Here is a 13,825-nt window from a genome sequence, read left to right as displayed (position 1 = left end):
CCAAAATAACCCCAAAACAAGATAAGGAATGGATAAGACTAATTTATTGATTATTGTAACGGTAATTTCCTTATTCATTTCTTTATTTCTTGCCTTTTTTCTGGTAACAGTTAAAACAAAGAACAAGTTAAGTAATTCAATTTTTGCTCTTTTTCTGCTAATAACTGTAGTAGATACTATTGAACCTTTATTTAACTTAATGTTTGATGGCCCTTCAAACTTGGGAATGCTCAGAAATACCTTTGCTTTTTTACAAATTCCTGTTTTTTATCTCTATATCGTATCGGTTTGTTATTCTGATTTTAAATTTAAACCCAAACATTTAGGGCACCTTCTCCCCTTTTTGATTGTGAATACCGTTTTGGTAGCTCGTTTTTATGCCGTAGATCTCGCTTCTAAAATAAATTTCATCAATAATCGTCAGGATATGATCGAAATACAGTTCACTCATATTCTTTTTCATCTTCAGACTGCTGTCTATATTATTGCCGTTTTTATGTTATTAAGAAAAGCGAAAAAACTCTATCTTGAAAATTATGCCGGTACAAGTGTTACTTCCTATAACTGGTTGTTTCAGTTTACGATTGTACTGACGGTTTTATATTTGATTACCCTTTTTAAAAATATTTTTAAATTTTCTGATTATCCCTATATTTCCGAATGGATAAAAATCGGACTCCTGGTATTTCAGCTGCTGATTATTTGCTGGTACTTATTTAAAGCATTAAACCATCCCGATTTATTTAGAAATATTGATTCGAAATTAAAACTGGTTTCGGATATTATTTCAGAAGAAGAAAATTCAGAATTGGCTGTAAATGAAGAAGTGTATCAGGAAGAGCTATTGAAATTAAAAATGTATATGACGGAAGAAAAACCCTTTCTGAATCCTTCCTTAACCATTCAGGATGTTTCTGCTGCGATTCAGATTCCTGTCCGGGACTTATCGATTTTAATTAATCATAAATTAGAACAGCATTTTTACGATTTTATTAATACCTATCGCATCGAAAATGCTATGACTATTTTAAGAGATAATGCAAAAAGTAAGGTTACTGTTTTAGAAATTCTGTACGAAGTTGGTTTTAATTCCAAATCTTCTTTTAATATGGCTTTTAAAAAACATACGGGTCAAACGCCTACTGATTACCGCAAAAATCTGTAAAACAGTATTTTGTAATTATTCGTACGTCTCTTTTAAATTACTCCTACCTATTTCCGGAAACAAATGCGTGCGACTGCATTTATTCGGTCGCGTAAGTTTAACTTCTCCCACATCTTTGTATCGAAATAAATTTTTAACCTAAAACACGATACAATGAAAACTTCAGTACAATTTTTAGCCGTACTCTTATCAGTAAGTACTTTTTCTTTTGGACAGGACATTACCAAAAAAATTGATTCCATCATAAAGGATAATTATCAAAAAAATCCTAACGTAGGGATCAGTGTTGGTTTTATCGATAATAATAAAGAATATTTTACTGCATATGGTAATCTGGACGCCGGAAGCCCAATTGAAATCGATAAAAATTCGATATTTGAAATTGCATCCATCACCAAAATTTTAACTTCCAATTTAATTGCGCAGGCAGCACTTGAAAATAAACTAAAACTCGAAGATTATATTGACAACTATCTTCCGAAAGCGTATGTATTACATGAAAATCTTAAAAACAAAATAAAAATTTCAGACCTCGCCTCTCATCAGTCGGGTTTGCCTGATATTGATTTTGGAAAGTTGATAGAATTAAATCCGCAACAGCCTGTAAGCAGTGTAACAGAAGAAACACTGACTACTATAATTAATACCTGTACTGAACTAAAAGATTACGGTAAATACCGTTATTCTACTATTGGCTATACGTTACTCGGGCAAATACTGGAAAAAGTGTATCACAAAAGTTACGATCAGATTATCACAGAAAAAATTATAAAACCCTTAAAGCTGACCCGTACGCTAACGAAAGATTTTAATGTAAAAAACAGAACAGTGGGCCACAATCCTGATGGCGGTATTCAGGAATTCTTCACATGGAATGTTACGGCTCCTGCGGGACTAGTAAAATCGGACGCTTCTGATATGATTACCTATTTAAAAGCAGTCTTAGATAAAAATAATACAATAGGCAAAGCTGCCCTCCTAACGGAAAAAATATTCTATAAAGATGAAAAAAGAGAGATGGGATTAGGTACCAACATTATGACAGATGAAAAAAATACCATTTATTTAAAATCAGGAGATTCTATGGGGCAATCTTCGATTATAGGTTATAACAGAGCTAAAAATTGGGGTATCATTATATTGCTCAACCAAAGAAATTCAAAGATGAGACAAAACCTGCTGAATGAAATTTATGATACCATCCTGAAATAGATAAAATACAATAGCGCAGATTTGCAATTATTTCCGCAAGAATAATGTAAAACCAAAAACCTCCATTCTAAAATGGAGGTTTTTTTTGGTTCTTATGAAACTGTTGATGCATTAAAACAAAAAGCCCCAATATTGAAAATAAACGCCTACCAGAATGAAAGAGAATAGTATGGTAGAAATAACACCTGCATTTGAAATGGACTTGATTTTAAAAGCAAAATAAAGTATAGAAAACAGCGTAAATACGATAAAAAACCATTGTACTATGAACAAATAATCAAACTGGTTGCGGATTCCAAAAGCAAGTATGTAAAAGTTATCCTGTGCGGTATTGTTGATCGCTAAAATAAATCCGATAACGGTAAAGAGTCCTAACAAAGCGGTAATTAGAATTAAAATCCTGATTCCTATATTGGGTTTGGTTCCTATTTCTTTTTTAATAAAACTGTAGATAAATCCAAAAATGGAAACCAGTAAAATGACAAAGGCAATCAGGAATGGGGCAAAAAACAAAAGAGTAAAGCCATTGAGACTATTGGCAAAATTGGAAACCCCTCCGCTTAACTTTACATCGGTAATAAAATTCACTTTATCAACAGACTGAAAGCCACTTACGTCCGGTTTTTTATTCGGATTGCTTACAAAATCTTCTATAATCTTCGCTCCTATTTTAGAAAAACCAGGAGCATGCCCGAAAACAGGAGCATTCACTAAAAATCCATTTTTAAATCGATTAACCGTGACTTTTCCGTTTGAAGCCGGAGTAATCGGATCAAATGCACCCGCAAGCACCAATACCGGGGCTGTTACGGCAGAAAGATTCGACAGATCGTTGCTGCTTTTAAGAGGTATTGTGCTCCCTTGATTCCATTTGTCACAAACTGAAAAGTCTGATTTATAAAACGACAAACCGCCTTGTAATTTCTTGTATTTAGCTGCATTCGCATTAAATGCCGAAATCGAATTATTAGGAACCGTCTCCTTACAGCTCACACAATAATACTGTCCGTAGTCTAGCCCTAATGCTCCCGAAAAAGCTGCTACCAGTGCGCTTAAGGTGTTTTTATTGCCTCTGTTGAATTCGGTGATCAATAAAGGCAACAGTTCGATGAGTTTCTTTTGATACAGGGCTTGCTGGATAGAAATTTTAAAATCCTCCGCATTATAAGTGAATGCGCCGGCAGGAATAATCTTCTGATCTACTTTTACGGTGATTGGATTTTTTTCCAATTTTTCCAGTGTTTCGTAATACACATTTTCTAAATACGGGTATTGTTTATTGCAATTCGGATCGTTTTTACAGGCGTTAAAAACTTTTTCCAGACTATTGACGTAATTTGTGGTATTCTGATTGTAGTAATTCGAAATATCCGAAACAGAAGAATCCAGAATTAACGACTGAATATCCTCCGGAAAATCATTGGCATAAATCTGAGCGGTATACGTTCCGTAAGAAACACCGTAAGCATTCCATTTAGTGTAGCCTAACGCCTTTTTTAAAGCATTCAGATCTTTGGCTATAGACTTGCTGTTGTAGGCGTTTATATCAATATCCCTGTTTAGCAAATCTTGTTTACAAGCTGCTGCTGCAATGGTTTTTTGCTGCTCATCCTGTGTTGCATTTTGATTTTTAGCCAGTATTTCTAAGAATTTCTTTCCTAAGTCAGGACAAAATTTAGGAAACGAAAAACCAGTGCCTCGCACATCTGCCAAAATAATTGTGCTGTTACTTCTTAACGGATGCTTCAGCCAGCCCCATATTCCCTTAATTCCTCCTGCCCCTGGCCCTCCTTCAATATAAATCACGGGATTCGCGTCTGCTTTTTTGGAGGTGCTTTTTAAAACAGCCACTGCCATTTTAATTTTTTTGCCTTCGGGCTTATCCCAATTTTCCGGAACTGTTAAGTACCCCCATTCGATGTTATCCTGGTTGATAGCTTTTTGTTCGGGGAAAAAAGTGGTTGTTTTTTCGAATTTAAAAACAGCTGTCTGAGCAAATAAACAAGTTGGCAACAGACAGAGTAATAAAAATAGGCGTACTAAATTTTTCATTTTCTTTTAATTAAATTATTGGCTTAGCATATGTTTTTCAACATAATAGCATTCATAGTTGTTTTGGATGAAATCGTACACTTGTACTTTTCGTCAATTTTTATTTCTTTCAAATAGAATTTTTCTCCCTGAATTTGGGTCTGATTATCTATAATTTCAAAGGATTGTAACGGAATCGTTAACCCGTGGCCGTGTGCTTTTATAACCGCTTCCTTTTGTGTCCAATACTCAAAAAAGGCGTTTTTTTGGTCATTGGAGTTACTAATTTTATTCCATTCGTTTTCGGTCATCTGAATTTTAAAATCATCGATTGCAACGTCAGTTATAATTTCAATATCAATTCCTATTTCGGTTGCATCAGTTATGGCACAAACCACAATTTCTCCCGAATGCGAAATATTAAACTGTATTACATGATCTTCAAAATAGGGCTTGTTGTACCTTGTGTAGTGTATCTTTTGATCACGAGGGTACGACAAACCGAGCTCCTTCATCCCATTGAATAATAATACCCGTCCCAAAAGCGATAATTGGGCATCCTGCCATCTTCTGAATCGCTTAATTTTATGTTGATATTCTTCTGAAAAATGCAGCAAATTATTTTTCAATATGCTTTCGTGGTTTTCTGCCGACAAATACGAATAATAGATGTAAATCAAAACTATAGCGGTAATTAGAAATTAAAATCAAAATCAGAGACGGTACTTTTCTCCAGTTCAGATTTATTATCAATTGAATCTAATCTCGCCGCCGGATTTTTCAAAATTTCATTCAAAAGAGTACTGTACTGAGCAGCAATGATCTGTATCGTATCCGGATCAAATAAATTACGATTATAGTCTATGATTCCTTTGAGGCTGTTCCCGCTCTCAAACAGATTAAATACCATTGGCATTCTGCTGTAAGTAGCGTTAATTGGGTACGAAGTCAGTTTTAAATCGGCTAATTCAATGCTGTTTTCAAAAGAAAACTCCGGATTCTGATACACCAGCATCAGATCAAAAACAGATTTCGGAATTTTATCAAAGGGAACATTCTGATACTCATTGATCTCTAATAAATTGCGTTGCATGTTTTTCAACAGCGCAGTAAAAGTTTGTTCCTTTTCTATTTTCGTCCTTAAAACCAGTGTTTTAACAAACATTCCAATCTGATTGTTTAGTTCCGGAATAGTTCTTCCGGAGTTGGCCGTTGCAATACAGATATCGGTGTGATTTGAAAATTTGGAGATCAGCACATTTAAAGCGGCGGCCAGAACGGTATAAAAAGTAACCTGTCCGTCAAAGGCTAATTTCTTTAAGGCCAAAGTAGTATCAGGGTTGATTTCAAATAAATATTTGCCTGCGCCCTGCTCGTTTTGCCTGTTATCAAAATCCCGGTCAAAGGAATCCTTCGGCTGGTAATTATGGAGGTACCTGGTCCAGAATGACTCATTTTTTACAGTATTATCTTCCAACGTTTTATTAAACCATTCTGAATAATCTTTAAACTGAAATTTTAAAGTTGTTTCTTTTTGTAGTGCTAAAGAATTGCTCTCCTTAAAATTTTCAATAAATTCGGTAATGAAAATTTCTAACGATAAACCATCCATTATGATGTGATGCGTACAAAAAAGCAGTATCCATTTGTTTTCTTCAACCTTGAGAAGCTGCACTCTTAACAGTACATCTTTTTCTAAATCAAATACGGTGTTATTTACTTTATTGATCATTTCCGTTACATTTTCATCGCCTGATTCGGAGACAGAAACAGCAAAGTGTACCTTTTCTGAAGGATTAATTTTCTGGTACGGAATGCCGTTTATTTCAATAAAACTGGTTCGTAAGATTTCATGTTTGTTGATGATTTTACGTATGGCAGCTGAAATTTTATCCGGATTTACGGTTCCTTCTACATGGTAAGCGGCAAACATATTGTAAGCTATTGAAGTATTTTCCTGTTGCGATGCCAGCCAGATATTGTATTGTGGCGGGGTTACATCATAATAACCTTTTGTTTCGGATAATGTGATATCCACGGATTGATTGGGAACGAGTTTTTGCAGATAAGTAGCCAGCAATTCAATGGTAGGATAGTCAAAAATAGTTTTCAGGGAAATATCTAATGAAAGCTGCTTCGTTACTAAGCCGATCAATTTTACTGCATTTAAAGAATGACCTCCCAATGCAAAGAAATTATCATGTACACTTATCGGTTCTTTACTATTTAATACTTCTTTCCAGTATGCAGCAAGTGTTTTTTCTAAATCCGAAACGGGAGCTTTAAAATCATCATAGTTGATCTCCTGCACAATGGCTCTTTGCGACAAGGATTTTCGGTCTATTTTTTGGTTGGGTGTCAGCGGAAATTCATCCAGTGAAATAATTACATTGGGAATCATGTAGTACGGAAGAATCATTTTTAAGGCAGTCTTAATTTTTTCCGTATCGATTTCCTGGTTTTTTAAAATGTAAGCGACTAGAAAAGCTTCCTGCTGGTCTCCTTTTTTAGCAATAACCACCGAATTATGAACGCCTTCTATCTGATTTAACTGCGTCTCAATATCTCCAAGTTCGATTCTGTAGCCTCTGATTTTGACCTGATTGTCATTTCTGCCTAAAAACGCTATTTCTCCATTATCTTTCCATTTCCCGACATCGCCGGTTTCGTAGAGCAAACTGTTACTGTCAAACGGATTTGCAATAAATTTTTGCCGGGTTAATTCCTCGTTTTTATAATATCCTTTCGCCAATCCGTCTCCTGCGATGTAGATGGCTCCGGGGGTTCCTACAGGCTTAGGACTTAAAAAAGAATCCAAAATATAAAACTGCGTGTTGTTTATGGGTTTTCCGATATTGGAGGCTTCTTTAAAATGGTTGATTTTTTTTATACTCGACCAAATCGTAGTTTCTGTTGGGCCATACATGTTCCAGAGTTCAAAACTATTTTCGATTAGTTTTTCTGCCAGTGCTTCGCTTAATAAATCTCCGCCACACATTACTTTTAATCGTTTGTCGCCCTGCCAGCCGGCATGAAACAGCATTTGGTAAAAACTTGGCGTAGCCTGAATGATTGTAGGCTGTACCTCCTCTATTTTTTGAAGAATCAAATTCGGATCGGCCAAAACACTCTGATTCGCAACATATAAAGTAGCTCCCGAAATTAAGGGTACGAAAAATTCTAATATTGAAATATCAAAGGAATAGGTCGTTACCGAAAAAAAGGTGTCGTTTAAGGCAACACCCGGTTTTTGCTGCATACTGATTAAAAAATTAAGCAAGGACTGATGACCGATTTCTACTCCTTTTGGATTTCCTGTGGAACCCGACGTGTAGATGATATAGGCCGTATCATTAGGAGAAACTATTTTTCCGGACGTTCCGTTAAAGATATCTATCCCTTCTAAAATGCTCTCTAATGCTACTACCCGCACATCATGAGAAGTATTCAGGGCATAGTCTTTTTCATTGATCAATATTTTACTTTGGCTGTTGTCAATAATATAATTGAGCCTGTCTTCCGGAAATGTCGGGTCTAACGGGATGTAAGATCTTCCCGATTTCAATATTCCTAATAAAACTACCACCATATTGGCCGATCGCTCTAATAAAACGGCAATAGGAGATTTATCTTTTTTGCCATAGGTCGTCAGCAGATATTGGGCGATCTGGTTGGATAATTTATGAAGCTCGGAATACGAGTATGATCTGTCTTCATCTTTTACAGCTTCTTTTCCGGGAAAATTCTCTACCTGCTCACGGAATAAGTCGATTAAGGTAATCTCTTTTGGATAGTCCGTTTTTGTAGCATTGAAAGTCTCTATAACCTGGCTTCTTTCCTCTTTGGTTACATAAGTCAGTTCTTTTAACTTTTTGTCCGGATCGGCTAAAATACTTGTAAGCAGGTTTTCAAAATGATGAACGGTTTGTGTAATTCGATCTTCATTAAAATAGTTTAGATTGTAATCGAAATCAATTTTCACATCTTCCAATTCGTCAAATTCACGGATATAAATCGCCAATGCAACCCGCTCCGATTCATGAGTCAATGGAATTACGCGGGTTTGGGTGTTCTTAAAATTAGTTGCATAATTTTGCTTTTCATACGAAAGCGTAATATTAAATATTTTTTCTTTTTCAGTGAAAACCTGCAGCTCCTGGATTAGTTTTCCCAAAGGAAATCGCTGGTGACGGTAATCAGTCCGCAATTGATTTTTGATGAGGCTGATTAAATCTTCAAAAGTACTGTCGAAATCCAGTACAATTCTCAGAGGTGCAATTCCCATAAAAAGGCCCACTGTTTTTTTGTATTTCGATTTACTTCGGTTTAAAACAGGCAAGCCAATAGCAAAATCGGTATTTTGATGTTTTCTTCCAAAATAAGCATACAAAACGGCTAAAATCAAATGAAAAGAAGAACATTTACACGCTTCCGCCAGCTGATTGATCTGATTGTACACGTCTCTTTTAATAATCAATTCCTTGCGGTGGCTTTTATTGTTTGCTATTTCGTCTGATGAAAATTCTTTTTCTAAAAGGTCCTCCGGCAAAGCTTTAAATTTTTCTACCCAATACTTTTTATCTTCTGAAAAAGCCGGGGAGTTCTGATACTCCAGGTCATCCTCCATAAAATCCTTATAACTAAAAGGATACGTGGTGGTAACATTCCCGAATTCCTGAATTTCATTATAATTCTGCACCAGTCTCTGAAACATTAAAGACGTGCCCCAGCCATCGGTAATGATGTGATGGTACACCGAAAACAAGTAATGAAAATCTTCTTTCACTTTGACCAGCGTAAAAACATGCAAAAGATTTTCATCAAATAAATCAAAAGGTTTTTTGAACTCCTTTTGCATATAAAAAGCAGCTTCCTCCTCCGGATTCAAGCAATCGGAGAAATCTACAAATCCGAGTTGCGAATCATGCTCCTCTACTACTCTGATCGCTATTTCCTCCTGATTTTTTACCAGTATGCTTCTGTAGGTATCATGCTGATCAATAAGCGTGGTATAGGCTTTATTAAAAGTCTCCGTATCGATTACTCCTTTAATTTCTATTTTGGCTCCAATATTATAGATGGGATCCTTAGGAAATAGTAATTGCTCGAAATAAACATCTTGTTGTGGAAGTGTTAGTCTCATTGAAAAGTGTGGTATTAATAGTCTGTATTATAAAATGTGATCTGTGAAATGTGATCTGGCGGCTTTTGCTGCTTTCACGTTCTAATTTTGCACTTCCTTATGCCATAAGCTTTCTGTGTGCAGAGGTTCGTCTTTTACCTGGAAATCTTTTACAATTTCTCCGTAATCAAATTTCAGGATTCGGTCTGCGTACTTAAAATAGGCGTCATCATGTGTTACGGCGATTATGGTTTTTCCTTCCTGTTTTAACTTAGGCAGTAAATTTTCGTAGAAATATTTCCTGAAATGCGGATCCTGATCGGCTGCCCATTCGTCTAAAACCAAAATAGGTTTGTCTTCCAACAGTGCAAAAATCAACGACATTCTCTTGCCCTGTCCTTTAGAAAAAGGTCTTCTGGCAGAATGTTCTTTGTCGTCTGCAATCACTTTGTCCAGCTCCATGATTCGCAACAACTCCAGATACTCCTGGTTGTTTTCTAAAGCATACTCGTCATAATTATTAGAAAAGATATGATTGTCTGTAAAAACGGCCGATATCAGGTTTTGTGTACTTGTTTTTCCGGTGCTTTGCTGGGCTTCGTTGACTATTATTTCGCCTCCCGTAGGCTGATACAAACCGGTTAGGATGTTGATAAAAGTACTTTTACCGCTGCCGTTTCCGCCAATTATAAAGATCATTTCTCCTTTTTCGATCGAAAGATTGACAGGTCCCAAAGCAAATGTTTTTTCGGAAGCTTCATTTTCATATTCAAAATGAATCTGATTGAATCGCAGGGAACTAAAAGCTTCCGGAGCTGCATTTTTAAGGGTTACGACTATCTCTGTACTGTCAAAATCCTTTAAGAATTTTTTTATTCTGTTATTGGCAACGGTTAATCGGGTGTAGACATTCTGCATGTTGATCAGGTTGTTGATAGGCCCTGAAACAAATAATAAAATAACAACATAAGAAATCACGTCTTCCCTTTTTAATAATCCAATCACGGGCAATAGAAACAGGATCGCACCAATCACCAGATAGAGCCCGTACTGACTTATTAAATTGATTGATAAGAAAACGTAGTTAATATTAAAATCCAGTGTTTTTGCATTCTCCCTGTTCGGTGACAAATGGTCCTGCATTAATTTTTCACGTCTGTGGGTGCTGAGCTTAAAGCCTTTAAATCCTTTTATGACATCATCTACATACTTGTAATAATGCTCGTTGTACTTTCTGAGACTGGCTACTTTTTGCGACATCGTACTGATCACCAGAAAATAGGTTACGGCAATCAGGATGATTAAAGCCACCACCACTAAAGCTGCTGAAACCGATAACGTAAACAAGTAGATCATACAGAGCAATAACATTAACAGCGAATTGATCGTATGCGTCACCACTTCCGGAAAAGTCGCAAATATGCGTAAATCTTCTATTGCGGTATAAAATCGCTGTGAACCCAGTTTTTCCAGGGTAATTAAAGGGGCTTTTAATATTTTATCGAATATTTTTTTTTCGTTTTCGTACAATACTTCGAACGAGTATTTATTAATTTTTTTCTGAAAAATAATGTTCAGCAGATAGGTGTATATGACGGTGGAAACAAAGGTAATCCCCATATAATCGGTTAAGAATTCTGTTTTTCCGGATATCACATTATTAATGATATAAACGATTCCAAAGCTCAGAATCGTGTTGGGTATTGCATAAAGCAACAGATAAAGGACATAGGAAAATTTTAATTTAAACATAATAGTTTCTATTTGGATGGATTAAATATTTTTGAACCGCACTTGTAAAAATATGGGCCAATGCCGCAGCGTTTTTGTAAATAAAAAAGTGATTCCCATCCCATATTTCAGAGGTGAACGTATGGTTTGTGAAATTTTTCCAGTTTTCGATCTGATTACTGGTTTCTTCCCCGGCACCCATCAGGGCATGTATCGGAATGTTTAATTTCAGTCCTTTTTCAGAAAAAAAGCTTTTTTCCAGACATTCAAAATCGGCTCTCATTATGGGCAGGAAATAATCAAATAATTCTTCGTTTTCGCTGATTCCTTCCGGGATACTGCCTAAGCTCAGCAGTTCCTTTTTAAAATTCAGATCATCTAATTGATGATGTACGATATCTTTACTTTTTTTAATCCCCGGGCCTGCATTTCCGGAAACAATAAGGGATTGCGGACCATCGCCGGCACTTTCCATTTGGACCGCTACCGAAAGTCCTAAAGTTGCACCCATACTATGTCCGTAGATAATATAAGGCTCGCCGTTTCTTAATGATTTAATCTGGCTGCAATAATCGGCAATAGCCTCGTCTTTATTCTTAATTAAGTTTTCTCTGTGCCTTTTCCCTCTTCCGGGTAATTCGAGGGGAATGAAATCGACATTGGTACTCTCTTTTCTGAGAAATTCAAATGAAAAAACATTTCCTCCGGCAAAGTGTAGTAAAAAAAGCTGCATATTTTTGGGTTTTATCGGGAATGATCTGTTGCGTTTTCGGCAATTCTTTCTGCGTAATTTAATTTCCTGTTTCCAAATTTATAGGTCGCCGAGATTCTAAAAGCCCTTGGATCCTGGTAGTTCCGGAAGGTTTGCTTCACATTGTCTACGGTAGATACTTTGTATTCATTCATTGATTTTAAAATATCCGTAACATTCACTTCGATGATGAAAGCTTTTTGAAGCAATAAAAACTTCATTCCGAAATCCAATGCGCATTGCTTACTGATCAGTGCTTCCTGGCTAATGTTTTTAGAACGGTACCAAAAACTCAGGTTAGCGGAAATATTTTTCTCCGGATTGAAATACAACTGATTGCTGACCGTACCGTACCAGCCCCAGACATCCAGATCTTCTATACCGGGTACCAAAGATTTATTCAGCTTGTAGAATCCCTGTAACTGAAAATTGGTTTCCACAGCATTGCTATATTTTAGGACTCCGTTAGCTGAAAGTTGAAAGCTGTTCAAATCCATATAACTTACTACTTTATGCTCTACGACATGGTCTGCCGTATAATTGGGCAGGGACCAGAAATTGTCTTTTGTTTTCGAATACGAAAAACCAACGTCGTATTGTGATTTAAAAGCATACACCAGATTGAAATTGCTGGTCAGGGATGGCTTTAAAAACGGATTTCCCAAGTAATTCTCATATGCATGATAAATGCCTAAAGACGGATTTATAAATCGGTATAAAGGCCTGTTGTAAAACTGCGTATAGTTAAAACTTAGTTTGTGCCTTTCATCAAAGTTATAGGCTGCATTTACGGATGGAAATAATTTGATGTAATGATCGTCCAGATCCTGGTGCCCGAGATCCGAAACATAACCGTTTATGAAGGTATTTTCGAGTTTAAACCCAAGCTGAAGATCCAGTTTTCCAAAGTTCTTTTTGAAATCTGAAAATAGGATCTGTCTGTTTTCAATGTAGGTACAAATCGGGGATAATGATAAATTCTGCACATAATCGGCATCATATTTTCTAAAATGCCTGATGTTGTAATCGGATTCAATATAGATCCATTTCCCTCCTACCGTAAGATCGAAGAACTTTGTGGGCACATGATACAAACCGTTCAGGGTATAGACATTCAAATCTGTACGTCCGTCATGGTATACGGTATAATTGCGATTGGGAATTGCTGCACCATTTACATCATAATCCTGGCCATAGGTATTTTGATTGTAATCCCAGGGCCTCTGCAGCCAGTCTGCTTCTACAGTTAAAAATTCATTTTCATTAAAATCATGTCGTAACAGCGCATTCAGGGAATTTCGTTTCAGGTTCGAAATCAATTTCTTACTCCCTGTATAATAGCGGTCTAATACGTCCGGGCTGTTATAGATATCGATGTTTGTTTTAGTATCTAATATATTCTCATACGTATCATTCATGGAAGAGACATTTATTTTGGTCTTCTTTGAAATCTGGTATTGAACATCGATAAAGGTCACCAGGCTATTAAAGTCGTAATCTGTTGTTCCTGAACCAATAAATGAGGCATCAGAAAAAAAAGTACTCACATCATTTTCCCTGAAAAATTTCTCCCGCCCGTAACTCACACTCGAATTGACTTTCCATCTTCCGCGATTGTAGACCAGATTGATGCTGTTGTTAAAACTGGGAAACTTATGCTGCTTGTAAACGGACTTTACCGCACCACCAAAATATTCCCCTGAATCTTCGGTGGAATTGGGTTCTTTCAGGGAAGTGCCTGTCTGTGAAAATCCTAAAAACGGAAGGAGCAGCAGGCAAAATAATGTATATTTCATGTACAATTTGTATTTTA

At 36.3% G+C, this 13,825-nt stretch carries 8 protein-coding genes; 2 read left to right on the top strand and 6 right to left on the bottom strand.

Annotation, left to right across the window (positions count from 1 at the left end; translation table 11 throughout):
• The first annotated feature begins 28 nt into the window (after positions 1–28).
• Both EV142_RS15405 and EV142_RS15400 read left to right on the top strand, forming a co-directional pair.
• Positions 29–1,165 carry a helix-turn-helix domain-containing protein gene (locus EV142_RS15405; protein WP_132036748.1) on the top strand — a complete coding sequence of 379 codons (1,137 nt, stop codon included), beginning with the start codon at positions 29–31 and terminating at the stop codon, positions 1,163–1,165.
• Positions 1,166–1,318: 153 nt separating this feature from the next.
• Positions 1,319–2,377, top strand: coding sequence for a serine hydrolase domain-containing protein (locus EV142_RS15400; RefSeq protein WP_132036747.1), 1,059 nt, complete (start codon positions 1,319–1,321; stop codon positions 2,375–2,377).
• Between the two features lie 111 nt (positions 2,378–2,488).
• Here the strand turns inward: EV142_RS15400 and EV142_RS15395 are convergent, their stop codons facing one another.
• From EV142_RS15395 to EV142_RS15370, 6 genes are all read right to left on the bottom strand, one after another.
• Positions 2,489–4,429, bottom strand: a complete 1,941-nt coding sequence (locus EV142_RS15395; RefSeq protein WP_132036746.1) for an alpha/beta fold hydrolase — start codon at positions 4,427–4,429, stop codon at positions 2,489–2,491.
• A 23-nt stretch (positions 4,430–4,452) separates the two neighbouring features.
• The gene (locus tag EV142_RS15390) at positions 4,453–5,088 is read right to left on the bottom strand and encodes a 4'-phosphopantetheinyl transferase family protein (RefSeq protein WP_132036745.1); all 636 of its coding nucleotides are present in this window, start codon (positions 5,086–5,088) and stop codon (positions 4,453–4,455) included.
• 14 nt (positions 5,089–5,102) lie between these two features.
• Positions 5,103–9,551, bottom strand: coding sequence for a non-ribosomal peptide synthetase (locus tag EV142_RS15385; RefSeq protein WP_132036744.1), 4,449 nt, complete (start codon positions 9,549–9,551; stop codon positions 5,103–5,105).
• Between the two features lie 81 nt (positions 9,552–9,632).
• Complete coding sequence (locus EV142_RS15380; protein ID WP_132036743.1) at positions 9,633–11,282, bottom strand: cyclic peptide export ABC transporter; 1,650 nt, start codon at positions 11,280–11,282, stop codon at positions 9,633–9,635.
• Positions 11,275–11,994: a thioesterase II family protein gene (locus tag EV142_RS15375; RefSeq protein WP_132036742.1), complete on the bottom strand. Its 720-nt coding sequence runs from the start codon at positions 11,992–11,994 to the stop codon at positions 11,275–11,277. Before EV142_RS15375 ends, EV142_RS15380 begins: the two co-directional genes overlap by 8 nt.
• A gap of 11 nt (positions 11,995–12,005) precedes the next feature.
• The gene (locus EV142_RS15370; protein ID WP_132036741.1) at positions 12,006–13,808 is read right to left on the bottom strand and encodes an outer membrane beta-barrel family protein; all 1,803 of its coding nucleotides are present in this window, start codon (positions 13,806–13,808) and stop codon (positions 12,006–12,008) included.
• Between the last annotated feature and the right edge of the window lie 17 nt (positions 13,809–13,825).

Origin of the sequence: Flavobacterium circumlabens (assembly GCF_004345565.1) — a bacterium.
Taxonomy (GTDB): Bacteria; Bacteroidota; Bacteroidia; order Flavobacteriales; family Flavobacteriaceae; genus Flavobacterium; species Flavobacterium circumlabens.
This window is presented reverse-complemented; position numbering and strand designations above follow the sequence as displayed.